This is a genomic window from Vibrio tapetis subsp. tapetis (genome assembly GCF_900233005.1).
Taxonomy (GTDB): Bacteria; Pseudomonadota; Gammaproteobacteria; order Enterobacterales; family Vibrionaceae; genus Vibrio; species Vibrio tapetis.
On sequence record NZ_LT960612.1, the window covers coordinates 1,465,451 to 1,487,556 of the forward strand.

At 42.2% G+C, this 22,106-nt stretch carries 24 protein-coding genes and 1 pseudogene; 17 read left to right on the forward strand and 8 right to left on the reverse strand.

Annotation, left to right across the window (positions count from 1 at the left end; all coding sequences use genetic code 11):
- The first annotated feature begins 68 nt into the window (after window positions 1-68).
- Window positions 69-1,124 (forward strand): ACR3 family arsenite efflux transporter, encoded by a 1,056-nt coding sequence (gene arsB / locus VTAP4600_RS23535; RefSeq protein WP_102525126.1) that lies wholly within the window; start codon window positions 69-71, stop codon window positions 1,122-1,124.
- A 103-nt stretch (window positions 1,125-1,227) separates the two neighbouring features.
- On the opposite strand, the gene VTAP4600_RS23540 is transcribed toward arsB, so the two are convergent.
- Complete coding sequence (locus VTAP4600_RS23540; RefSeq protein WP_102525127.1) at window positions 1,228-2,208, reverse strand: DHH family phosphoesterase; 981 nt, start codon at window positions 2,206-2,208, stop codon at window positions 1,228-1,230.
- Window positions 2,209-2,615: 407 nt separating this feature from the next.
- Between VTAP4600_RS23540 and VTAP4600_RS23545 the strand changes: the two genes are divergently transcribed.
- From VTAP4600_RS23545 to VTAP4600_RS23565, 5 genes are read left to right on the forward strand one after another with little or no spacing between them, the layout of a single operon-like run.
- Window positions 2,616-3,839: a murein transglycosylase domain-containing protein gene (locus VTAP4600_RS23545; protein WP_102525128.1), complete on the forward strand. Its 1,224-nt coding sequence runs from the start codon at window positions 2,616-2,618 to the stop codon at window positions 3,837-3,839.
- Between the two features lie 9 nt (window positions 3,840-3,848).
- Entirely contained in the window at window positions 3,849-4,301 is a 453-nt protein-coding gene (locus VTAP4600_RS23550; RefSeq protein WP_102525129.1) for a hypothetical protein, read from the forward strand.
- 12 nt (window positions 4,302-4,313) lie between these two features.
- Complete coding sequence (locus tag VTAP4600_RS23555) at window positions 4,314-5,087, forward strand: ETEC_3214 domain-containing protein (RefSeq protein ID WP_102525130.1); 774 nt, start codon at window positions 4,314-4,316, stop codon at window positions 5,085-5,087.
- Between the two features lie 40 nt (window positions 5,088-5,127).
- On the forward strand, window positions 5,128-6,648 hold the full coding sequence (locus tag VTAP4600_RS23560; RefSeq protein ID WP_102525131.1) for an ankyrin repeat domain-containing protein: 1,521 nt from the start codon (window positions 5,128-5,130) through the stop codon (window positions 6,646-6,648).
- Window positions 6,645-8,159, forward strand: coding sequence for an ankyrin repeat domain-containing protein (locus tag VTAP4600_RS23565; RefSeq protein ID WP_102525132.1), 1,515 nt, complete (start codon window positions 6,645-6,647; stop codon window positions 8,157-8,159). Before VTAP4600_RS23560 ends, VTAP4600_RS23565 begins: the two co-directional genes overlap by 4 nt.
- 97 nt (window positions 8,160-8,256) lie before the next feature.
- Here VTAP4600_RS23565 and VTAP4600_RS23570 read toward each other — a convergent pair whose 3' ends face one another.
- Entirely contained in the window at window positions 8,257-8,715 is a 459-nt protein-coding gene (locus VTAP4600_RS23570) for an Mpo1 family 2-hydroxy fatty acid dioxygenase (protein ID WP_102525133.1), read from the reverse strand.
- Between the two features lie 249 nt (window positions 8,716-8,964).
- Here VTAP4600_RS23570 and VTAP4600_RS23575 point away from each other — a divergent pair, with 249 nt between their 5' ends.
- The 4 genes from VTAP4600_RS23575 (at window position 8,965) to trmY (ending at window position 10,653) form a co-directional block, all read left to right on the forward strand.
- On the forward strand, window positions 8,965-9,276 hold the full coding sequence (locus VTAP4600_RS23575) for a DUF134 domain-containing protein (RefSeq protein ID WP_102525134.1): 312 nt from the start codon (window positions 8,965-8,967) through the stop codon (window positions 9,274-9,276).
- 2 nt (window positions 9,277-9,278) lie between these two features.
- Window positions 9,279-9,749 carry a NifB/NifX family molybdenum-iron cluster-binding protein gene (locus VTAP4600_RS23580; protein WP_102525135.1) on the forward strand — a complete coding sequence of 157 codons (471 nt, stop codon included), beginning with the start codon at window positions 9,279-9,281 and terminating at the stop codon, window positions 9,747-9,749.
- A 14-nt stretch (window positions 9,750-9,763) separates the two neighbouring features.
- Entirely contained in the window at window positions 9,764-9,976 is a 213-nt protein-coding gene (gene nqrM, locus VTAP4600_RS23585) for a (Na+)-NQR maturation NqrM (protein WP_102525524.1), read from the forward strand.
- A gap of 80 nt (window positions 9,977-10,056) precedes the next feature.
- A complete protein-coding gene (trmY, locus tag VTAP4600_RS23590; protein ID WP_102525136.1) occupies window positions 10,057-10,653 on the forward strand; it encodes a tRNA (pseudouridine(54)-N(1))-methyltransferase TrmY in 597 nt (198 codons plus the stop codon).
- A 132-nt stretch (window positions 10,654-10,785) separates the two neighbouring features.
- Here the strand turns inward: trmY and VTAP4600_RS23595 are convergent, their stop codons facing one another.
- Window positions 10,786-11,343: a LysE family translocator gene (locus VTAP4600_RS23595; RefSeq protein WP_331813010.1), complete on the reverse strand. Its 558-nt coding sequence runs from the start codon at window positions 11,341-11,343 to the stop codon at window positions 10,786-10,788.
- Window positions 11,344-11,492: 149 nt separating this feature from the next.
- Here VTAP4600_RS23595 and VTAP4600_RS23600 point away from each other — a divergent pair.
- Window positions 11,493-12,873 (forward strand): annotated as a pseudogene (locus tag VTAP4600_RS23600) (aminotransferase-like domain-containing protein).
- 7 nt (window positions 12,874-12,880) lie between these two features.
- Here VTAP4600_RS23600 and VTAP4600_RS23605 read toward each other — a convergent pair.
- From VTAP4600_RS23605 to VTAP4600_RS23615, 3 genes are all read right to left on the reverse strand, one after another.
- On the reverse strand, window positions 12,881-13,558 hold the full coding sequence (locus VTAP4600_RS23605) for a hypothetical protein (RefSeq protein WP_102525137.1): 678 nt from the start codon (window positions 13,556-13,558) through the stop codon (window positions 12,881-12,883).
- 81 nt (window positions 13,559-13,639) lie between these two features.
- Window positions 13,640-14,512: a LysR family transcriptional regulator gene (locus tag VTAP4600_RS23610; protein ID WP_102525138.1), complete on the reverse strand. Its 873-nt coding sequence runs from the start codon at window positions 14,510-14,512 to the stop codon at window positions 13,640-13,642.
- Between the two features lie 3 nt (window positions 14,513-14,515).
- A complete protein-coding gene (locus VTAP4600_RS23615; RefSeq protein WP_102525139.1) occupies window positions 14,516-14,818 on the reverse strand; it encodes an ArsR/SmtB family transcription factor in 303 nt (100 codons plus the stop codon).
- Between the two features lie 108 nt (window positions 14,819-14,926).
- Between VTAP4600_RS23615 and VTAP4600_RS26565 the strand changes: the two genes are divergently transcribed.
- The 4 genes from VTAP4600_RS26565 (at window position 14,927) to VTAP4600_RS23630 (ending at window position 18,018) form a co-directional block, all read left to right on the forward strand.
- Window positions 14,927-15,421, forward strand: a complete 495-nt coding sequence (locus tag VTAP4600_RS26565; RefSeq protein WP_269459952.1) for a permease — start codon at window positions 14,927-14,929, stop codon at window positions 15,419-15,421.
- Window positions 15,351-15,842 carry a permease gene (locus tag VTAP4600_RS26570; RefSeq protein ID WP_269459961.1) on the forward strand — a complete coding sequence of 164 codons (492 nt, stop codon included), beginning with the start codon at window positions 15,351-15,353 and terminating at the stop codon, window positions 15,840-15,842. Before VTAP4600_RS26565 ends, VTAP4600_RS26570 begins: the two co-directional genes overlap by 71 nt.
- Window positions 15,843-16,113: 271 nt before the next feature.
- Entirely contained in the window at window positions 16,114-17,484 is a 1,371-nt protein-coding gene (locus tag VTAP4600_RS23625) for a DNA-3-methyladenine glycosylase 2 family protein (RefSeq protein WP_102525140.1), read from the forward strand.
- A 60-nt stretch (window positions 17,485-17,544) separates the two neighbouring features.
- Window positions 17,545-18,018, forward strand: a complete 474-nt coding sequence (locus VTAP4600_RS23630) for a methylated-DNA--[protein]-cysteine S-methyltransferase (RefSeq protein WP_102525141.1) — start codon at window positions 17,545-17,547, stop codon at window positions 18,016-18,018.
- A gap of 107 nt (window positions 18,019-18,125) precedes the next feature.
- Here VTAP4600_RS23630 and pepE read toward each other — a convergent pair whose 3' ends face one another.
- Window positions 18,126-18,857, reverse strand: a complete 732-nt coding sequence (gene pepE / locus VTAP4600_RS23635; protein ID WP_102525142.1) for a dipeptidase PepE — start codon at window positions 18,855-18,857, stop codon at window positions 18,126-18,128.
- Between the two features lie 558 nt (window positions 18,858-19,415).
- Here pepE and VTAP4600_RS23640 point away from each other — a divergent pair.
- On the forward strand, window positions 19,416-20,717 hold the full coding sequence (locus VTAP4600_RS23640) for a dicarboxylate/amino acid:cation symporter (protein WP_102525143.1): 1,302 nt from the start codon (window positions 19,416-19,418) through the stop codon (window positions 20,715-20,717).
- 130 nt (window positions 20,718-20,847) lie between these two features.
- Here the strand turns inward: VTAP4600_RS23640 and VTAP4600_RS23645 are convergent, their stop codons facing one another.
- A complete protein-coding gene (locus VTAP4600_RS23645; protein ID WP_145958611.1) occupies window positions 20,848-21,216 on the reverse strand; it encodes a DUF2700 domain-containing protein in 369 nt (122 codons plus the stop codon).
- A 280-nt stretch (window positions 21,217-21,496) separates the two neighbouring features.
- On the opposite strand from VTAP4600_RS23645, the gene VTAP4600_RS23650 reads away from it, so the two are divergent.
- Window positions 21,497-22,084, forward strand: coding sequence for a histidine phosphatase family protein (locus tag VTAP4600_RS23650; protein ID WP_102525145.1), 588 nt, complete (start codon window positions 21,497-21,499; stop codon window positions 22,082-22,084).
- The last annotated feature ends 22 nt before the right edge of the window (window positions 22,085-22,106 follow it).

The following is a 22,106-nucleotide window of genomic DNA, read 5'->3' on the forward strand; positions in this document are numbered from 1 at the left end:
GGAAGTGGGTGAGTACCAATTTTTTAATTATATTAATCGCATTTCGACGATTGACGAATAGGTGCAATATGAATACTGAACACGCGCAACCTCAACTTGGTTTTCTAGACCGATTTTTAACACTATGGATTTTTGTCGCGATGGCGATTGGCGTCGCTATCGGGTTTGTTTTCCCGAACATTGGAGAATTCAATGAAAGTATGTCGGTAGGGAGTACCAACATTCCTTTAGCGATTGGCCTTATTTTGATGATGTATCCACCGCTTGCTAAGGTTAACTACCGTTTGTTAGGTAAAATAACCAAAGATAAACAAGCCATAACACTGTCCTTAGTGATGAACTGGATCGTTGGCCCCATCTTGATGTTTGTGTTGGCTCTGACGTTCTTGGCTGATCATCCAGGTTATATGGTCGGGATTATCCTTATTGGTTTGGCTCGCTGTATTGCAATGGTACTTGTTTGGAATGATATAGGGGGAGGCAACAAAGAATACGGTGCCGCATTAGTTGCGCTCAATAGTGTGTTTCAAATATTCACATACAGCTTTATGGCGTGGCTGTTCATCACTGTGCTGCCCCCTGTGTTTGGCTACGAAAGCATGGTGGTCGATATTTCAATGAAAGACATTGCCGAAAGTGTCTTTATCTACCTAGGTATTCCTTTCATCTTAGGCTTTGTTAGTCGCGTTGTGCTGGTGAAAAAGAAAGGCGAACAGTGGTATAACGAAGTTTTCATTCCGAAAATTTCACCGATGACATTGATTGCTTTATTAGCGACCATCGTGCTGATGTTCAGTTTAAAAGGTGAAATGATTGTTGAACTGCCAATGGACGTAGTGCGCGTTGCCATTCCACTGGCTATCTATTTTGTACTGATGTTTTTTATTAGCTTTGCAATAGGTAAAAAAATGGGGCTTCCGTTCGATAAGAATGCATCCATTGCTTATACCGCCACTGGCAATAATTTTGAGTTAGCGATTGCGGTGTCTATTGTTGTGTTTGGCATCAATTCTGATCAAGCTTTTGCCGGTGTGATTGGCCCTTTAATCGAAGTACCTGTACTTATTGCGTTGGTAAATGTTGCGTTGAAGATGAAGGGTAATTATCAAGTAAAGAGCGCTTAGAATATAAATAACAAACGACGCTGTTTAGTAGTTGAAATAGACAGTATGGCACGCGCAGCCGTTCCCAAGCATGGATTGCTGCGCTAATTGGCTCAATGCTAATCTAAACTGAACCCAGTTTTAATTTGGGGCGTATAAGATCGTAAACGAAATCTGCTTCATCGCTGAGTTGGTACATGTTATTGATAATGCCGCCAGCCATGTGAGCGTGACCACCTCCAAAGCCCAATCCAGAGTCCATTAGTGCGCCTCTTACAATATCCGCAACATTGTTATGAGTGCATTCTGAGCGTAGAGACAAAAAGGTTTTTTCCCTGTTTCGAGCGCTAAGTACAACGATATCTATCTCATCAACACTAAGTAAAAAATCCCCCAACACACCAAGCATATTCTTGGGACAACCTTCTGGTAATACGGCAAAAGCTGCGTTGTTTTCCTTTTTCATGGTAGCCAGCATTGAGTCGAATAATTTTAACTCAACAAATTCCATTTGGTTTCTACAAATCTTATTTACCATCGGCATATTGGCAATCGCCTGTAATTGCAGTAATGCACGAATATCGTTGGTGTCGACACCACGAGTGAAACTGGCCGTATCAAATGTTAACCCTACTAATAACGCGGTAGCGATGCGCTTTGGGATATCCAATTCAAAATGGTTAAAGTACTCGACCATGATGGTGGCGGTAGATCCATAGTTTGGGCGTATATCTGAAAACCAAACAAAGCTGGGAGCTTGGGTTTGATGATGGTCAATCACAGCGACTTCCAAGCCCGGTAAATCTGTCACGTTTTTCTCGCCAATACACCCATCGACGACGATTATCTTGTCGTCGGGTCTCATTTGAAGTTTATGAGGTTCCACCGTTGGGATTTCTAGCCAATCTATGAGATTGCGCAGCGAGATCCGATCAATGTAGCCCTTGTAAGAAATAAATGGCTTGAGCCCTTGCTTCTTAAGTAGATAAGCCAGAGCGAAAGCTGAGGCAATCGCGTCGTGATCAGGGAAATCGTGAGCTTGAACAATAACTCGTTCTGTATCTTTAAGTCGGCCGAGAAGCTTTTCAAAATTACGATAGTTCATGCGTAGAGGTGACACCTAATGGTAAGAAAATAAGGAAAGTAACTTATAGTTGAATGTCGCCACGGTTAGTTACATGTAGCAACGATGCGGTTAAGTGTTTCATAAGCCCATAATTAGGCGCGATATATGTTATTAAGCTAATCCTAATGATTATCAAATATCAATAGATTTATAAACGTAATATTCATTTACATGATAAACATCTCATCCCATACATTCGCTGGTTGTATGTCATTATCCGTAACGATAACTTGGCGGTTTGGTGTGATATTAGTCCCATACTGACTTTTGTAACAAAATCTAATGACATGTATTGAGCTTCATACTAACGAATTGAAGTTATTAGACGCAGGTTAAGGGACGCGTGGATCTTTAAGTCAGTAACGAGAATCATGATAAGGATATGTATGAAATTTGGAATGTGGCGAATGTCTCCACTTGCTTTACTTCTTGTTGCTTCCATAGGCCAAGCTGAAACATTAGAGCAGGCTTGCGATCTAAAACCTTCAATTAGCAACTGCCCTAGTGTTCAGCACTATATGAACAGACCTTTTGAGGCGAAGGATGATTTCGAAAAGTATAAGCTGTGCAGCGAGGCTAATTTTGAGGTCTATAAGGTTGAGAAAAACTGCGAATTTGATGCTTATCTCGCTAAGGCTGAAAAGAGTTTTAATCAGTACAAAAAACACGTTGCAAAGGTATGGGATAAACCAGAATTTAGCGACAAAAACTCGTGGATCAGCTACACACCATCGTTAAAAATGAAGCGAGAAGTTAACTTCGAAAAAAATGTTATTAAGGTAACCACCATTGAAGGCGAAACAACAACCGTTGAACAGCTGAAAGAAGAAATTGTCTCGACGTCCAAACTTAGTATTGGGTCGGCGCAAAAACAAGACAAATTTACCTCTGAGCTTATTGAAGCAACGAAAGTGAGACAGCTCAGTAAGGCTTCATTTTTGCCTTTGTCTGAGAACAAATCGACCAATAAGAAAGAGTTAAGTAAAGCTTTAGAAAACATCAAGATCACCAAGACAAAAGACTTGAAAGGAAACGAGGTTGTTTCGGCTGAGATCTCGTTTCCTTCAGCTTGGTTGACGCGCAAAGAAAAGCGCTTTATCGACTCGGTTGAAACCTACTCTAAGAAATATCAATTAGAACCTGAATTTGTTCTATCTATTATTCGTACCGAAAGTGCCTTTGACCCTCGTGCTGTATCTCATGTCCCTGCGTTTGGTTTGATGCAGATTGTACCAAGTTCTGCAGGCCTTGATGCTACAGACTATTTATTTGGTGAACAGCAGTTATTGAAACGTGATTACTTGTTTGATCCCGATAAAAATATAGAAGTAGGGACGACCTATTTGCACTTGCTCAAAAACCGATATTTCAAGGGGATTGAAAACAGTGACAGCATGAAATATTGCGTTATCGCGGCATATAACGGTGGTATGGGACCTATCTATCGAATATTCGGTAAAGGAAAAACAAGCGCAATCAACAACATTAATGCGCTTTCGCCTCAAGAAGTCTTCGATAAAATTCAGAAGAAGCATGCTGCGGCGGAAACTCGTACCTACTTAAAAAGAGTACACAGTGCCGAGTTAAAATATCAAAATAATATGATCTAAGGAATGACCATGAATAAGACAGTATTAGTCACAGCGTTACTAGCAATGAGTGCGAGCTTAAGTGCTGCAGAGCAATTTCCTGAATGGAGAAGTTACCCACAAGACGGATTAGAAGAAGGCCTAATTGCAGGAGTATCTTGTGTTGAGAGTATGGGTGACATGACACTAGACATGGACATTGCTGCTATGGAAGCAAGAGCATCTTTAGCGTCATCTTTAGAAACGATGGTGCATAAAGAAGTAGGAACCGATAGAAATAGCGAAAAGAAAACCATCATTACGGCCGATCGAAAAGATAAAGTCGTAACGACAACCATATCGGCTAACTCAACGTCGAAACAGATAACTAATCAGTTGATGAAATATACATGGATCAAAGAATCAGTATCAGTTGAAAAGGGCGTAGATGAATACCTATGTACCCGTATTGTCGCTCGCGTTCCTAAGTTCGTTGAAGAATAGAGATAATGATTCATGGCTCAAGATGCAGAAGTTGAAAAAGAACCGTCCAAAGCAGAAGATCAGTTTTTTGATAATCTAAGAAAAAAACTCCCTACACCGCTAGTGATCGGTGCGGTTTGTGCGATATCTATCGGTCAATTTAACGATACGATTGATATGGTACAAAAAGGATCTGAAGCGATTTTCTCTACATTTTCAGACGCTCCTTCAAACAATCGACTGTCGAAAATCTATATTAGGGCGTCAAGCGATGTACTTAATGAAACCTTTGGTGCACCGATCTACACCAAGTACTCAGACGGCGAAACAGCGATTAAGTACTACAAAGATGATAACTTCCTACTTTCAGCTGTTACCTCAAACGGCATCATTGATGCCTACTTGGTGTTTCCAGAATCGGGTTTTACCCCAGAAACAGCAGAGCACGCTGGTGGTGAACGTTATTTAGATGTCAGCTTTAGTCAATCGACCACACCAGTGACTGCAATTTCGAACATCGCCCGTTCAGGGAATTATTACATTGAGTCATCAGATGGTGGGCGCTATCAATTACTTTATACCTCAATCGGTGGTTACAGTGAGTACTTGTCTTCCTTGACGGGTGAGCAAACGATCAAACTCGCCAAATTTAACGATAAACTCATGATGGAAGAAGATGTAGAGGCATCGCTTAAACAAGTGAGATCTAATATTAGTCCTAATTTCTACGGCTACAGCACGGTCGATCTTGGCATTTTGGAATCTGCGATTTTGACTAGGTTAGAGTACGAGCTGATTTCCAAGTAGCAATCACGTTTATGTAGAAAGTTTTGGTAAAGGAATAACCATGAGACCGATGTATTTAGGTGCCGCCATGTTGTCATTAATGACCGGTGGAGTGCATGCCGCTGATGACGCTGTTTGTCAGTTTTTGCCCCAGTCAGATATGCCCAAGTGGGTAAATCAAGATATCAGAGACGATGATTTTTATTACGCCGTAGGTGGTGCCAGTGGTAAGTCGGGATCATCATATGTCCCAATTAATACGTTTATTAATAATGCCCGAGAAGATGCTGTTGCCAACTTATCTAACTCGATACGTAGCTCCATAAAGGTTTCTACTAAGCGCACCATTGAAAGCAAGAAGTCGAATAAGTCTAAGGCCGAAGTACGTAAAGAGGTAAAACAAAAAACGGAAGTCGTCAGTCAAGTAGCACTTGCTGCGGTCATTGACGACGCAAAGTGGCTAGACACGAAACAATGTTTGCTCTGGTACCGTGTCAAAGTAAGCAAAGCAGGGGCTGAATTCGCAGTAAAAGCGTATGTAGATGAAGTTTCTGAAAGACTTCATAAAAAAATCGAACAATTGACTCATCGTGAAATCGAACAAATACTCTCTGATAATGGCTTTTCTCCAACGCTAGAGAGTGCAGTCCAATCCTTATTAAATAATAGCCAGGCCTATTACCGTGGTCAGGTTTATGATGTTGCAGAGCTCTACCAACAGAGCGGCTTTGATTGGATTAATGAAAGCGATAATTCGTTTTTCATGCGTTCTATTTGGGGAAATAATAGCCCTATAACTCGGTTTGATTACCTCTACTACCAAAATAATGCTGTGACTTCAGTCGTAAGATCTAGCAGCAGTTTAAGTAAACAAATACACGCATTAACCCAACTCAAGTCGTTTGGTGTTGATCTTAATGACGTGCGTATTAGTGCAGGGCAGTACTTCCCAAATGGCGGCACGGACACTTATATTTCCAAGAAAACTAACTCGTTATTTTCGGAACATGATGATGCTATTTACAGAGCAACTCGTGAAGCCACGTTAGGAGGAACGTTAAAAACACCTCTAATTTATAATTTTACAACAAACTCTAAAAAAGAGAGCCTAGGATTATTACACTTTGCGGTGATTAGTCATCGTGCTGATTTAATTCAACCATTACTATCACTTGGTGTTGATATAAATCAAAAGACAACTCTAGGTTATACGTCACTTGCTTTAGCCGTAGAGTATGGCCAGTTGAGCTTTGCACAACAACTGCTTAAGTTGGGTGTTAATCCGAAAGAACAAGATTATATTGCTTATAAGATTGCTTACTTATTGCAGCACTTAAATACTCCAGATCTATATAGTGCTGAGTTTTCTGTACCGAGTGCAATGAACCTTCCCTTACTTGAGAAGGTGATGTCAGAGATGGAGTTGAATGCACGAGAGGTTAATAAAGTTAAAAAGATGATACTGAAGAAATATCCAGTCAATCTGACGGTCACGACGGTTAAGATGAGCGATGATCTTTATAACTACGATTATGACAATATAGAAAAGCAGGTATTTCTAAACGGTAAGGAAGTAAAATGAAACTAATCCTGAAAGCCTTATCTGTCGTTACGGTTATCTTAATACCATCCATCTCAGTGGCGCAAACTTGTCCTTTTGGAGAAGCATCACCTCAACCATCATGGATAAGTGATACTGAGTTTAAACAGGAGATGGTATCCGCTGTTGGAGTAGAGCAGTATGACTCATCAGTTCACAGCGATTTTTTTGCCCTACGAAAGCAATCAGAAGTACGAGCAAAAAAAGCACTTGCACAACGCTTGAGTGCTTCGATATATCATTCGATATTAAGTAACAAAACGCTATCTCATGGGCAACTAGTTAAAAAAGGTCAGTCTGTTGTTGAACAAGTAACAGAATTAACAATGCCAGATAGCCGAATTACCGATAGGTGGTTAGATAAAGACAATTGCTTATTATGGAGCAAAATAGAAGTTGGTAATGATATTGTTACTGAATACGTAGACGAAATCAGCGAAATGGAACAAGAGGTAAATGATACCCTTGAAGTAAGTATCACAAAGTCGGTAGTAGAGACTCTAAATGCAAAGCAGTTCTATTTGAACTATGATGGTTTTAGTAAAGCTCTTGACCAGCAAGCAATGTTGACCTTTCAAGGTGTTAGCAAGCCTGCACTTACTTGGATGATTGATAGCGGCTTTGACGTGTTGGAACCCTCATTCGTGCGGTCATACCTTCTTAGTGATGGAATGGCATTGCCTTATAATACCAGCTCTATTGAAACTTATATGGCAGAGAAAGACTTAACGGCTGAAAAAATGGCCTATATTGTTCGTGCATTTAAAAAGAGCCAGTATTCAATTTTTGATCTAAGAACGCCTATTATTCAGCATGAAGGAAGTAAAAATATTTTCATGGATAGGAATTCGGGTATTAATTTTCTGCAAGAGCAGGGGAATAAATTGGATGCTGCATTCGCTTTAGGGCTTCGCTTTAGTAAAGAGCAACCTTATTGGGACTATCCTAAAGTGACTAATGTGTATGAAAATGAAAAATCATTAGCTACTGGGAATCTTTCACTGTTGCATATTATGACTATTTTTCAACGTACCGAGTTAATTAGGGTTTTACTGGACGAAGGTTTTGACCCGAATGTCGAAGATATTAACGGCATGACGCCAGCTCAATATGCAGTAGTGTTTGAAAATGAATCCATTACAAAATTGTATTTAGATAAAAGTAAAAGCCTTAAAGGGGTTTATCTTATTGCTGTAAAAAAAGCAATCTATACGAGTAATAAGTATCTTTATCTAATGTCATATGACAAGGGTACGATAGATATTATGACGACAAGTACTGGTGTGGATTACGAAGGTAAGTTTCTTAAGAAATACAAGAAAGCATTTAAACGTAAAGATCCTAGTAATGTCAAAGCAGCACAAAAATTGATAAAGCAAAGTGTACATGCTCTGAATGTTTTTTGGCAAAGTGATAAGTATCATGGCGCTAATCGGTCGTTAACTAAAAATTACTCAGATAGAAACATTAAACGCCTAACTGATTTAATATAATAATTATACCTAAACGTGATGTCGTCATTGTTACCTAATGAGGCATCACTATACCGAGTACTGGTCACTATCCTGATTTCGCAATGATTTTTTCTTATCAATCATCATCTTGATTAGACAACTTATGCCCTTTAAACACCCATACAGGGCCAATCAATAGAAACGAAATGTCGTCTAAGAAAGACGGCTTTTTGCCTTCGATTTTATGGCCGATAAACTGAAATACCCACAATACAACAAACAGCCCGATAGACATGTCTAATATTGGAGCCTGTTCGTCGCTGAGAACGGCCACGATACCGATACAAACTGTGCTGTAGGCAGCCATCATCAAAAAAGTAATAACCGAAAGCAAAGCGTAAAAAGTTAACACAGGCGCAAGAGCGATGAATACCCAGTTCAAAGTGATGCCGAATAAGTTAAAGCTCGGAATACTCCATATCAGCCCAACGATAGAAAGATAGATCCCAGGTACTGCAATCGTGTGAATGCGTTTGTTCGCTGGGTTTTGGTGGCTTTCTGCGTAAGCCGCTAGCCATTGTTCTTGGGTACGCATAATCTAATATCGCTCTCATTTATCTGTTTTATTTAAATAAAGTTGGCAGTAATAGCGGCATAAATCAAATAATGATGGTTAGGATCCGGTTTTGTTTTCTTGTCATGTGCACCCCGTCATATCCTATCGATCATTTACGAAATTAAAGGTTACTGGCATATGCTAATTATTGTGTGGTGCAACATCATAATTGGCGTATGCTAGTAACGATAGAATGTAACAACAATGAATTTAAGAAGGAGGCTATTAATGGCAAGGCCCAAAAAATGTCGACGTGTTTGCGGAAGACCTGCGCACAGTTGCTTTAAGCCAAATGGCGTTCCAATGAATCAACTAAAGCAGGTTGAATTATTATCAGAAGAGTTTGAAGCCTTGCGATTGGCAGACCAGCTTGATTTAAGCCAGCAAGAAGCGGCTGACCAAATGGGGGTCTCGAGGCAAACATTTGGCAATATCGTCAAGAAAGCCCGCTTCAAAGTCGCGACGTGTTTAGTTGAAGGTAATGCATTGGTCTTAGCAGAGCCGATGACACAAGAATCGAACGAAGTAATAGGAGAATAACTATGTATGCGATCCCTTACCAAAATGATCGAATCGCTGGGCATTTTAGCAAAGCAGCCCAAATATTGTTTATTGAAGACGGGCATTTTCAGCTAATAGATAATCCCGCGGTGGCAAGTGTAACCTGTAGTGGAAAAAAATCCTTGGTGGCGTTACTGAAGCAGCAAAAAGTGACAAAACTTGTGGTTCGTAATATTGGCCAGCGAATGCTTGCGAAACTGTTTGAAGCCGATATTCGAGTTTTTCATGCTCCTGCGCGCATGCCCGTTGAACAAGTGCTTACGTGTGAATTAAGTGAACTGACCAATATTTCACAAGCACGGGAGTCAGTGAATGCTAAATCTGGTGGTTGCGGTAAACACGGAGGAGGCTGCTCGCATACCAATAAGCAAGAATCGTTGATCGAAGCGGCAGACAGGCTATGCACAATGATGGTTCGTTCGATTGGACCTAACAATCAATCTAAATCATAGATAGAGAGTAAATGATGGCAACGTTACTGGTTACTTTTGGCGTATTCCTATTGGTTATAGTGTTAATGGCAATAGGAGTATTGATGGGAAGAAAGTCGATTGCTGGAAGCTGCGGTGGGCTTAATAATGTCGGTATTGAAAAAGAGTGTAATTGCGAAGTAACTTGCGACAGCCATCGTTTGTATCAGATCTCTGAGCCTAGCGTTAAATATAAAATCAACGAATAAATAGCGTTATGCCAACTTCTTTAGCTGTGATATTGTCTGCCCATTATTGATATTAGAAATTAGATAGCAGGTCGTAACCCATGCGCGCGTTTGTTTTAAGAGCTCGTTCCGCTCCAACGGACAGTGAACAATTCCTAGCCTCAGTAGGACAAGAAGCTCACGTAGAAATATTGGCTCACACTTTGATGAATACGATCTTTGTTGCGCAGTCTCATCGTGACGATGTTATCGTTTATTTGGTATTAGAGAGTACCAAGGATTACTCAAGAACCATCTGCTTCAAGCCGAGCGAAATCAGTAATTTTGGTGGGTTTCACGAGCAGGCTTTGCTTAAGAAAATTGCAGGGGCGTTAACGCTTTCTGTGGGTATGACCAAAGAGCAAACGCGTCAGGTTGAAGACGGTATTACGGTTCAAACCATTAGCTTCGAGAAGTTGATTCAAGAGTTAGCGGAAGATTACAACATCTACATGATGGATAAAAAAGGCACTCACATTCGTGAACAGGCGTTTGAAGGCGACTCGTGCTTTTTACTTACCGACCACATTCCAATGCCGAAAAAGAGCTTTAACAGTTTAAAACGCTTAGGAACACAAAAAATCAGCTTAGGCCCTAAGATGTTATTTGCCTCTCAATGCGTGGTTCTGATTCAAAATGAGTTGGATATGCGTGAGTAAGTAACCTCGTGACTAAAGATTTATAATGATGAAAAAGCCTTCATTGTCGTGAAGGCTTTTTTTGTGCGTGTCGTTCTTCGTTTTTTAATTAAGGGATTAATAACGGCAAGATAGATAAGAGCGTCAGCAGCCCTAATGAAACTGAAAATGCTCTTTTTTTCTCGATGTGTCCAGTTTTTTGCTAATTCCTCGACCTAGAAACGCCCAGCTGGCATTGGCTATCAGCCCGAATAAGGTAAAAGCGACAATAATCACCATGACGGAGAACCAATAGTCATTGGGCAGAGTATATCCACTGATTAAAGCCAGGCAGGCCATCCATGCCTTTATGTTGCCAACTTGAAAAAAAGAGGCTTGTATCAAAGTAAGAGGTGTCGCGGATCCTGATGTGCTATCGAACCGGCTAGTAAACACCAGCTTCACTACTAACCAAAGCATATAACTGGCACCGAGATATCGAAGTATTTGATGCCAAGTCGGGTGTTGTTGTAAGGCGACGGCAACACCGCTTGCACAGAGAAGCAGCAGACCAATAATGCCTAGTCTTATTCCCAGTAGGTGATAGACCGATTTCCGTACCCCAAATTGTGCTCCCGAACTCGCAAGTAGAAAGTTGTTCGGGCCCGGTGTAAAAGCGGTAACAAATGCGAGCAAACTCATCGCAGGTAAAATATCGAAGATAGTGTTCATGAAGATTCCTTGTTTTCTTACACCCTAACCAATTTCTTTTTGCTCTCCCTAGGCTTAATGCGTCACCATGACAATAATGTTGTTTGCTTTTTTTAAGTGCCTAGCTACTCTGTTATCTATATTCAATTGTATCCGCCAAGAGGGGCACAATGTTTAAGCCAGAAATAGAAGGCCGAACTGGGCATAAGTACATTGCTTTGGCTGATGCTTTTGCTGAAGCGATCGAAAGCGGGGAATTAGAGGCCGGGAGCAAGCTTCCCCCCACAAAGGATTTTGTCATACAAAATTGGTGTTACAGTTGGCACGGTCACCCGAGCGTATCAGGAGTTGTTAAGGCGCGATTTGGTGGAACCAAAAGTTGGCAGTGGTACCTACGTAAAAGATCGTGAGAGCGAACATCATGGGTACTATTATCCCGTTGCACCGAGGGAGGGTATTGATATGGCCATATGCCGTCCTCTGTTGGTTAATCAACAAAGCCACTTTCACGACAGTTTATTGCAATTGGCGCAAGAGCCGATCGCGCAGAATGCGGTGCTAGGTTATCACAGTGCAGCCGGGCTGCATGGGCATAGTCAAGTGTTACGCTCTTGGTTATCGGAGAAGTGGCAGCACGATATCGATAGCAGAAGACTATGTTGGACCTACGGCGGGCAGCATGGATTGTCGGCGATAATACAAGGTATGACTCGGCCTTCAGATGTGATTCTAGTTGAAGGCCTTTGTTACGCTGAATTTGTTCATGCCTGCCAACAAAGTGAACGCAAAGTCGTACCGATTAAGCTTGATGAATATGGCGTAGTACCAGAAGACTTACATTTGCAGTGTCAGCGACACAGCCCGAAACTGTTGTATTTAACGGCTGCAGTTCAAAACCCTACCTGCGTGCAATTAAATGATAGCCGACGCCTACAGGTCATTGAAATATGCCGAAGGTTTGGCGTGATGATCATTGAAGATGATGTGTTGTACTGTCCTCCAGAAAATAGAAAGTCGCCTTTGATCGCCATCGCGCCAGACATCACTATCTATGTTGGTAGCTTTTCTAAGTATTTTTCTGGTGGTATCCGAGTTGGTTTTCTCATCTTTCCCTTGGCACTGCAATTGGCGTTGCAAAAGTCTTTACGAGCAAGCTGTATGAATGTGAGCCCGTTGCTGGTGGACTTAGTCTGTCGTTGGTTGTCGAATGGAGCAATGAATGCCGTTGATGAGGAGATTGCTCAGGAGTTAAAAGCGCGGTATCGAATATTTGAAACGTTCTTTCCGCATCAAGCACAACATGCAATTGCTGGGTTTAATGTATGGCTGGAGTTACCAGCCCCGCTTAACAGTGCGTCGTTTCGTGAACAATTAGCAGAAGAGGGCGTTCATGTTCGGGAGGCAGAGTTGTTTGCTGTTGGTCACCATATCATCCCACCGTGCGTGAGACTGTCTTTAACTGGGCCAACAAGCCGCAGTCAACTCAAGGAGGGGTTAAGGATCATATACGATGCGATTCATTCTGATACAACAACCTGTTTAATTGAATGATACCTGTTTAACTGAGTGATGCTATGGCTTCGGTCACTCCCATATCAGGGCTACTTAAGATAGGAATCGACTTGGTAAAATAAGCACTGCAACCCGCCATTGAAGCTTGAGCCAGCACAATGATGTCGGCGTCGATAGCTAAGATATTGAGGTAGCGAGCAATGGATTGATGATATTTTTCCATGTCGCCTTGTTCAAAATGAGTCCAAGCGTCAGGTACAACAGAGTGGGTAATATCGACGTCCTTATTTGCCTTTTGCGCTGAATTCCGAATTAGATCCATGGTTGGTCTAATGGTACTTTTCAGCGCAGCCGCCACTAAAATCCTATTGCCATCTTGTACTGCTTTGTCTGCCATTGCGCGATCAATTCGTTTTACGATAGACCGATTTAAGCCGTTGAAATCTTCAGCGATGCCACCGATGGATGAACAGGTACAGACGACCATACGGGCATTTTGACTAAGAGCGTCGATCGTATTGAACATTGCCGACTTTAAGTCGTCATCGATGCCTAGGTTTATCGCATGAGTTAAGAATGCTTCTTTAACGGTGTGGCTTATCGTTAATGACGAATTTTTCTTTTTTGCGAGTGCGTCAAAGGTATTAACGTGTACATCTCCGGTGTGCAGAAAAGCAATATCCACTTGTTTTTCAGGCATTATTTGTACGGTTAAATTGTCCATAAAGTCTTTATCCATCTCGTTCTAGAATCAAAAAAAACAACTAAAATTAGGCTATGATAATCTGGCTACGTCAGTAGAGAGTTACTCAAATGCTGAGCGTATATTTTCCAACACAAATTGGTGGATACTGTTAGCAGGCTGATTTTTAGGCCAAATAACGTCATATTGCATTTGCATTTGAGTTCGTACGAAATCAGGAGCCAGTGTGACCAATCCAGTACGATTGTGCTCTGACGTTCGACTCAAAAATGCCCAACCTACACCTGCTCTCAAAAGTTCAGCGATATTGCTGTGTCCGTTACTTTCGCAAATCGTTGGGGACATTTTAACGGCACTGACAAGCGGGTTACTTTGCATGATCGAAGAGCTGATGACTTGTGCGTGAGCCATTAAGTCATCATTAGTTATTTGCTTTTTATTCGCGAGAGGATGCTTTTGACCGCAAACGATGTCTAACTTTAAGTGGCCAACGGCTTTAAATTCGTAAACTTGGCTGTTGCCTTCAAGGCTTGGGGTGATGCCGATATCGACTTCTTGGGTCAGTATTTTCTCAAAGATGTCTTGGGTCTGTAGGGTGAGCACCGTTAATTTTAGGTGAGGCCATTTTTGTTGTAGCTGAAAAATTAAGTCGGAGAAGGGGCCCAACCCCGCATCTTCATCAATGGCAACCGTCAAGGCTGCCGGAATGCCCATAGAGAGCTGCAACGCATTTCGGCTAAATCGCTCGATACTATCGACGGCTACCTTAGCCCCATCGTACAAATTCAAACCTGCTTCCGTTAATTGTGGGTACTTGCCATTTCTATCGAACAACAAAACCCCAAGCTCATCTTCAAGTCGTGCGATATTACCACTCACTGTCGCCAGGTGTTTACCAAGCAGTCGCCCGGCGGCACTAAATGATCCCGTGTCGGCAGCGGCAATAAAGCACTTAAGTAAATCAGGTTTGATCATGTGTTAGTCCTTTGTTTGGCTTTCGTCTGCGCAGCACTCGTCTTGTAAAAAACCGATGACAGAGGCAAGTTTGTCGTATTCCGCAACGCAATATAACGTTCTGCCTTCTCTACGCTGGGTAATCAGGTTGGCTGATACTAAACTTGAGATGTGATGAGACAAGGTCGAACCGGGAATGTCCAATTTTTCTTGTAACCCACCTACAGCGATACCTTGAAACCCTGCACGTACTACGCTTTTGTAGATCGTTAATCTTGTTGGATGTCCTAATTCTTTTAGCGCTTTAGCGATGATTTCGATTGCCATCAGTATTACCTCGTTAGATTATATTTCGATATTACTGGAAATAACTTGATCCTTCCATGATTAAGGAATATATTTCGATAGTACTGGAAATAACGAAAGGTTAAATTTATGTTTACGATAGACAGCAACATGGCTTATGAAGCCCTTAATATGTTTGTGTTCCTAGCCGCAGAGCTAACCGTGTTGTTTCTGCTTATCAGCTATTTGGTAGGAGTGCTTCAAGAATATGTCCCACCCGCTAAGATCCAGTCGATTTTAAGTGGTAAGAATGGGCGGGGTTATATCATCGCCGGATTCTTGGGCGCCATTACTCCGTTTTGTTCTTGTTCTACGATTCCGTTCTTAAAAGGACTACTTAGGGCAAAAGCAGGATTTGGCACCATGATGGTGTTCTTGTTTGCTAGCCCATTGCTTAACCCAATCATTATTGGTTTGTTTGCCGTGACATTTGGCTTACAGGTGACTGTATTTTATTTTGCGGTTGCGATGGGCGTGTCGGTCATTGCTGGCTATTCTCTTGAAAAGTTGGGCTTTGAAAAATACGTTAAAGAAGAGGCTTATATCGCGCCAGAACCTAAAGGATGTGGTTCTGGCGCGATATAAGCCACCAAAAAATAAGTGGAAACGAATTTGGGACACAACATGGACTGATTTCAAAAAAGTACTGCCATATTTGATGGGTGGCATCGCATTGGGCTCTTTGATTTACGGATTCATGCCAACAGAGTTTGTGGCAAAAGTCGCGAATGGTGACAATCCGTTTGCAGTCCCAGTTGCGGCGGTAATTGGTATCCCACTATATATCAGAGCTGAGGCGGTCATCCCGCTTAGTGCTGCGCTTGCCGCGAAGGGCATGGGGCTGGGGGCAGTCATGGCGTTAATCATTGGTAGTGCAGGGGCGAGCTTAACGGAAGTCGTTTTGCTTAAGTCTATTTTTAAGAACCAGATGATTGCCGCGTTTTTGTTTGTGATTCTTTCAATGGCGATTGGCGCGGGCTATTCATACGGTTGGCTGTTTGGCTAAGGCTCATATTCTTAGCTACAAGCTACAAGCTACAAGCTACAAGCGATAACCCCGCGAGAGCAAGGTGTGGTCAGAGAGATTTGATCACACCTTGTTGCGTTGAGGCCTAGATTAATGGCACCCATCGCATGTGCCATCAGTGCGATCATATCAATGTGTTTTAGCTTAGCATCACTTGTTATCATTGAGTTCCGAAAATGGCTACTTTGAGTTTATTTAGCGGTTACACTTAACGGACACTAGCAGCAATTGCACTGAATTAGGCGCGGTTATGGAAGATCAAAAAACGAAAATGAGCCAAGAGGAATGTCAACGAGCGAGGACAGCAAGAGACGCGCGTTTTGATGGTAAATTTTATGTCGCAGTGAAAACAACCAAGATTTTTTGTCGCCCTATCTGCCCGGCGAATCTTCCTCTGGAGAAAAATGTTGAGTATTTTCATGATAAAGCGCAAGCATTGCAGTCGGGGTATCGTCCTTGCCTACGTTGCCGACCCGACAGCGCACCGAGTTCTTGGGCTTGGAAAGGCACGGAAGTTTCCTTTCAAAGAGCAGTAAAGATGATAGAACAAGGTGACTTACACAATACGACCCTAGCGCTATTGGCCGAAAGACTGGGTATTACCGATCGGTACTTACGCCAGCTGTTCGACAAATACATGGGTATGTCACCAAAGCAATACGCTCAGTACCACCAACTCATGTTTGCCAAGCAGTTACTCCATACCAGCAGTATGACGATTACCGATATTGCCTTTGCTAGTGGTTTTAATAGTGTTAGACGTTTTAATGATGCATTTAAAAAACTTCTACGCCTTTCACCAAGTCAGATACGAAAAACAAACCTGAATGACCAGAAAACGAATCAAATTCAATTGGCTTTTCAGGGGCAACTGAACTGGCATCATATGCTGAATTTTTATCGCTTGAGGGCAATTGACACTGTTGAACGTGTTGGAGATAACAGTTATCAGCGCACCTTTACGCTTAATGGTACCTCGGGGTGGTTTAAGGCAAGCATGGAAACAAATAATGCACTAACTGTGGAGTTTGATATTGCCGAACCATCACAGTTAAAAGCGTTAGTGGTAAGGCTGAGAAGAATGTTTGATTTAGACACGAATGTATTGGATATTGAAGCTCAATTAAGTCAGTTAGCTCCCGACTTAATTACGGAATCGGGCATTCGAATTCCGGGACTGTGGAATGAGTGGGAAGCCGGAGTTAGGGCGATATTAGGCCAGCAAGTCTCAGTAAAAGCGGCAATTAATCAATTGAATGTCTTGGTAGAGCAGTGTGCGGATCAAGTGGACGGAAAAATGGTTTTTCCGAGTGCTGAAACGGTATCAACTGTGGATCTGTCCTTTTTGCGAATGCCTCAAAGTCGCAAAGATACGTTAGCTCGATTTGCCCAGTTTATGCTTGAGAACCCTCATGCTCCAGCTCGCGATTGGATCGAGCTAAAAGGCATCGGCCCTTGGACAATAAATTACGCGCAAATGCGTGGTTCATCTCAGCCCGATCTATTTCTAGATAACGACTTAGTGGTCAAAAAAGCGATGACCAAGTGGCCCGAACTAAACAAAACGGATGTAGCTCCTTGGGGGAGTTACGCAACACTGCATTGCTGGAATAATGCGTGAATACAATTACCAGAGCTTAATCCAAATTGAATAAATTACAGAAAGTCTAAGGATTGAAAAATGACCTTTTATGATGAATATCACTCGCCAATGGGCCGAATCACCATCCAAGTCAGTAATGAAGGCCTACTAGGAGTGTGGTTTGATGTCCACACCACCAAACCGGATGAGTTGGGAGAGAGAAAAGTTGATCATTCACTCATCGATAAAACAAGGTTGCAACTGGCGGAATATTTCGCAGGTGCAAGGCAGAACTTTGATATCCCGTTAGCGGCGACAGGCACGGATTTTCAACAAAAAGTATGGAGAGCGTTAACGACTATCCCGCATGGCGAAACATGGTGCTATCAAGATCTCGCGAATGCAATTGATAACCCCAAAGCAGTTAGAGCTGTCGGGTTAGCGAATGGCAAAAATCCTATTTCTATTATTGTGCCATGCCATCGCGTGATTGGTAAAAGCGGAAAGCTAACAGGCTATGCTGGTGGTGTTGATACGAAAAAGAAGTTATTGGAACTTGAACGTGCTATTTAACGGGGGGAGTGGTGATGTAGGTACATATAAAAAGTTCGACGCAAATATGCGATGTCGCAAATAAATACGCCGAACTTGGGTTCTTCAGTTATGAACTGGAATGTGGGTTAGCAACCGTGGTTCATTAAGAAGCTAAAGTCATCACCTTCATTAAAGTATTCAGATTCTTGTTGGTGCCTGAACAGTTTTAACGGAGCTTGGTTAGCACTGTGGTAAGTGAGCTTATCGCCAACAACTTGGAGCATGGTTCCTTCAGGGATACCAACCACGACTTCGTGAGGATTAACGACTAAGAACTCTTCGATACGTTCGTCGCGTGTCTCACCCATATGGCCAGAAATGTTGGCCTCAATATAGTGTGGGTTAATTTGGAATGGCACTAAATTCAATGCAGGTAAGATAGCCGCTGTAACGATCGGCATGTCATTGGTTGTGCGTATGGTTGGCGTGCCAATGTTGGTTCCCGCGCTCCAGCCTATGTACAGCTTGTTGTCATTCAAGACAGCTTGGCGAATAGGGCGAATAAGCCCTAAGTCATGAAGCGTTTTATTCAGTACCCAGGTATTGCCACCGCTCACGAGAATGCCATCAGATTCTTCAATCGCTTTTACTGGATCGTCAGCTTGGTGGATGCCTACAACTTCACAACCATAAGGCGAAAGCACTTCATTAAGGGCATCAACACGCTCGCTGTAGTCTCCGCGGATCATCGCATAAGGAACAAATACGAACTTTTTGGCGCCAGTGCGCTTAACGGCTTCTTCAATCCACTCCAAACCGTATTCGAGAATTTTCTGGTTTCCAGGCAATTTACCATTGCTAAATAACATGACGTTCATATATTGAGTTCCTACTATTTGAAAGGGCACGAACAGTCCGTGCTGCCGATTTTAGATGTTGCGAATCTCTGGATACCATTTTGTATCACATCCTTGGTTTGAGTGCTCGTTGAGTTAAGTCAATAAACTGTAAAATGGTAAAAAATCAGTGTTAAGCACTGTGTGGTTGGGTTAGGGGAAGAATAATGATTATGTTTTATACGTTCACTTACTGGTTTGTAAATGCGAAGAACGACCAAGGTAAAGATAGGCATAGCCTTAGAATAAAGCCTAAACACTGAGCTAAGAATGTAATTAGATTACTATGTGGGAAGATTCATATTGTTATGTGTTTATGGTGATATATATCGCGCAGGGAGCATTTGTTTAATTATTATTCTGTTTTGTTTCCGCTTGGTGGGTCTTATGTTGGTTTTTTGTTGCGGCGTGGCGATTTGTAGTGAGTTAGATCACGTTAATGATTGAGCGGTGAAATTTAATTTCAGAAAAATTTGGATGTGCTGCTAATCTCCTTGGCGCTTTGCAATGATGGCAAAGTGTACAACAAAAGGAGTGTTCATGAAGAATACCAAAAAACCAATGTCGCTAACCGGTCGAGTAATTATCGGTATGGTAGCGGGTATATTGACAGGATTTATAATTCGCGCATTGTTTGCAGAAAACGGGTTTGTCGACGCCTATATCGTAAATGGCCTTTTTGAGGTTGGCGGCAAAATCTTTATCGCTAGTTTAAAAATGCTAGTCGTTCCTTTAGTCTTCGTTTCTCTGGTGTGTGGCACCAGTTCTCTAAAAGATGTCGCAACACTTGGGCGCCTTGGCGGTAAAACCGTAGGCTTCTATGTAGTCACCACTGCTATCGCTATTTCTTTGGCATTGGCCATGGGTACGATTTTCCAGCCGGGTGCTGGCGCCGACTTAACGGCAGCCAATTCGTTCCAATCTGCTGCTGCGCCTTCTTTGGGGCAAGTGATCATTGATATGTTCCCAACCAACCCAATTAGCGCAATGGCTGAAGGTAAAACACTTCAAGTTATCGTGTTCGCCGTATTATTCGGTATTGCAATCAGTGCCGCAGGTGAAGCGGGCGAACGTGTTGCTGCCGTCTTTAGCGATTTAAACGAAGTGATCATGAAGCTTGTCGCTTTACTGATGAACATTGCACCATACGGTGTATTCTTCTTAATGGCGAAATTGTTTACCGGCTTGGGCTTAGGGGCGATCCTTAATCTGGCCGAATACTTCTTAGTGTTGTCTGCCACTTTATTGCTTCACGGTTTGATCACCTACAGCTTTATGTTGAAGTCTTTTGCGGGTCTAAATCCAATTACGTTCCTACGTAAAATGGAAGATGCTGTGATGTTTGCATTCTCTACTGCGTCATCAAACGCGACCATTCCGGTAACACTTGAAACCGTAAAGAACCGTTTAGGTGTGCATAACAAAGTTGCGTCATTTACCGTACCGCTAGGTGCAACCATCAATATGGATGGTACTGCAATCATGCAAGGTGTGGCGACGGCGTTCATTGCGCAAGCCTACAATATTGACCTTACCATGGCGGATTATTTAACGGTTATCTTCACGGCAACGCTAGCGTCTATTGGTACTGCGGGTGTCCCTGGTGTTGGCTTGATTATGTTGGCAATGGTATTAAACCAAGTTGGTCTGCCATTAGAAGGTATCGCTCTGATTATGGGTGTAGACCGTCTGCTAGATATGATCCGTACTGCAGTTAATATCACCGGTGACAGCGCAGTAAGTTGTATTGTGGCTAAATCTGAAGGTGCCTTGGATCTAGAACGATTCAACGACCCTAAAGCTGGCGAGAAAGAAGAAGAGGTTCATCTTTCGAAGTCTTAAAAGCTAAAAGCGAAGTGCTAAAAGCTAAGTATGTATGGTGGTCATCAAGGTAGTGGGGGAACCCATTTTTGATGGCCACTTTATGTTTTTAACGGCCACAGCGAAAAGGCAGATATGATTTGCCAGGTCGCTACTGCTGAATTTTTCTGTTGCTCCATAATAACCCAAATACTAGAAAGTCGGTTATCAAAAATATGATGATGTCGACACCGATATCGCTTGTTTGTTCCCAATAAAAAAAGACAGGCATTAACATGTAATACAGTGAGTTAACCATATAGGTAACAGCAATTACACGATAAGTGTTGTGGGTAAAAACGTCTTTGTTATAGGCGAGGCCAAATAGCGCGATTAAAGTGAAAAGGATAATAGGAAACTGGAAAATATCTGTAAATTCAAAGTAACTCTCACGCAGTGAATTTGAAGGGAAATAGGTTCGAATTGAATTGGCGAGTATTAATAGCCCAAAAAAGCATCTAGATAGGTACATAGATTTCATACTTAATCAGCCTCATAGTATAAATGAGTGAAACCTAACACATATTCCTTATATCGATTCAGAGTTAGGAAAAAGTTGCGAGTGATAAGTAAGTTTTAATCAGTGAATTCTTACAACGGATCTATTTGCAGGTGACCGATGTTGATAATGAGTACTAGAGAGCTTGCCATTGGTATGTCCGTAGGAACCAGAATAAGCGGATAACCCCTTTACTTTATTGAGGTGTAACTTTATTGTTCTCGCTAAATTTACGCTCATTACTCAACCGAGATCAGGCTGAATGTCGCAAACTCGTATCCTCCTTGTTCGCCATGCAAAAACGCAATGGAATTTAGAATCGAAATTGCAGGGGTGGAAAGACAGTAAACTCAGCGCTTCTGGGAAGCGTCACTTCCAAAATGTTGATTTTTCCCGTGCGGTTCATTTAGCTAAGACTGAACATCAACCTTCGCATCCTCCTATCTATTGCAGTGATTTAGGCCGAGCCTTGTCTTCGGCTCGAATTATCGCAAACCAAGTGAATGGTTACCTTATTCCTAATGACAACGTTCGCGAAAGGCGTTTTGGCGAATTAGAGGGTAAGCAGGTAACCAATCAAGTCTATTGGGATTGCTACCATCGGCGTTTTGATCAACCCTTTGGTAATAAGTATGGGGCGGAATCAGATTCGGACTTTGAATCACGTATTGCGAGTTTTCTGAATACGTTAATAAAGAGACACCCATTTGAAACGGTTTGGGTCGTAAGCCACGGAGAATGGATACGAACCGCGCTTAATCTTGCACATGGGCGAAAAGGCTGGGAAATTGGCGAGGGCATACCGGAAAACGGTCAAATTACATTGTTAGATATGAAATCAATCAAATAATCGGTTTATAGTTCTCGTCATA

Excerpts from the sequence above, each read along its gene's own strand:
- VTAP4600_RS26565 (WP_269459952.1), top strand. The coding sequence starts at position 14,927 with ATGTTTACGATAGACAGCAACATGGCTTATGAAGCCCTTAATATGTTT.
- VTAP4600_RS23575 (WP_102525134.1), top strand. The coding sequence starts at position 8,965 with ATGGCAAGGCCCAAAAAATGTCGACGTGTTTGCGGAAGACCTGCGCAC.
- VTAP4600_RS23560 (WP_102525131.1), top strand. The coding sequence starts at position 5,128 with ATGAGACCGATGTATTTAGGTGCCGCCATGTTGTCATTAATGACCGGT.
- VTAP4600_RS23605 (WP_102525137.1), bottom strand. The coding sequence starts at position 13,558 with ATGGACAATTTAACCGTACAAATAATGCCTGAAAAACAAGTGGATATT.
- VTAP4600_RS23630 (WP_102525141.1), top strand. The coding sequence starts at position 17,545 with ATGACCTTTTATGATGAATATCACTCGCCAATGGGCCGAATCACCATC.
- VTAP4600_RS23610 (WP_102525138.1), bottom strand. The coding sequence starts at position 14,512 with ATGATCAAACCTGATTTACTTAAGTGCTTTATTGCCGCTGCCGACACG.
- arsB (WP_102525126.1), top strand. The coding sequence starts at position 69 with ATGAATACTGAACACGCGCAACCTCAACTTGGTTTTCTAGACCGATTT.
- pepE (WP_102525142.1), bottom strand. The coding sequence starts at position 18,857 with ATGAACGTCATGTTATTTAGCAATGGTAAATTGCCTGGAAACCAGAAA.
- VTAP4600_RS23570 (WP_102525133.1), bottom strand. The coding sequence starts at position 8,715 with ATGCGTACCCAAGAACAATGGCTAGCGGCTTACGCAGAAAGCCACCAA.
- VTAP4600_RS23555 (WP_102525130.1), top strand. The coding sequence starts at position 4,314 with ATGGCTCAAGATGCAGAAGTTGAAAAAGAACCGTCCAAAGCAGAAGAT.
- VTAP4600_RS23540 (WP_102525127.1), bottom strand. The coding sequence starts at position 2,208 with ATGAACTATCGTAATTTTGAAAAGCTTCTCGGCCGACTTAAAGATACA.
- VTAP4600_RS23580 (WP_102525135.1), top strand. The coding sequence starts at position 9,279 with ATGTATGCGATCCCTTACCAAAATGATCGAATCGCTGGGCATTTTAGC.
- VTAP4600_RS23595 (WP_331813010.1), bottom strand. The coding sequence starts at position 11,343 with ATGAACACTATCTTCGATATTTTACCTGCGATGAGTTTGCTCGCATTT.
- trmY (WP_102525136.1), top strand. The coding sequence starts at position 10,057 with ATGCGCGCGTTTGTTTTAAGAGCTCGTTCCGCTCCAACGGACAGTGAA.
- VTAP4600_RS23650 (WP_102525145.1), top strand. The coding sequence starts at position 21,497 with ATGTCGCAAACTCGTATCCTCCTTGTTCGCCATGCAAAAACGCAATGG.
- VTAP4600_RS23565 (WP_102525132.1), top strand. The coding sequence starts at position 6,645 with ATGAAACTAATCCTGAAAGCCTTATCTGTCGTTACGGTTATCTTAATA.
- VTAP4600_RS23625 (WP_102525140.1), top strand. The coding sequence starts at position 16,114 with ATGGAAGATCAAAAAACGAAAATGAGCCAAGAGGAATGTCAACGAGCG.
- VTAP4600_RS23615 (WP_102525139.1), bottom strand. The coding sequence starts at position 14,818 with ATGGCAATCGAAATCATCGCTAAAGCGCTAAAAGAATTAGGACATCCA.
- VTAP4600_RS23550 (WP_102525129.1), top strand. The coding sequence starts at position 3,849 with ATGAATAAGACAGTATTAGTCACAGCGTTACTAGCAATGAGTGCGAGC.
- VTAP4600_RS23545 (WP_102525128.1), top strand. The coding sequence starts at position 2,616 with ATGAAATTTGGAATGTGGCGAATGTCTCCACTTGCTTTACTTCTTGTT.
- VTAP4600_RS23640 (WP_102525143.1), top strand. The coding sequence starts at position 19,416 with ATGAAGAATACCAAAAAACCAATGTCGCTAACCGGTCGAGTAATTATC.
- nqrM (WP_102525524.1), top strand. The coding sequence starts at position 9,764 with ATGGCAACGTTACTGGTTACTTTTGGCGTATTCCTATTGGTTATAGTG.
- VTAP4600_RS23645 (WP_145958611.1), bottom strand. The coding sequence starts at position 21,216 with ATGAAATCTATGTACCTATCTAGATGCTTTTTTGGGCTATTAATACTC.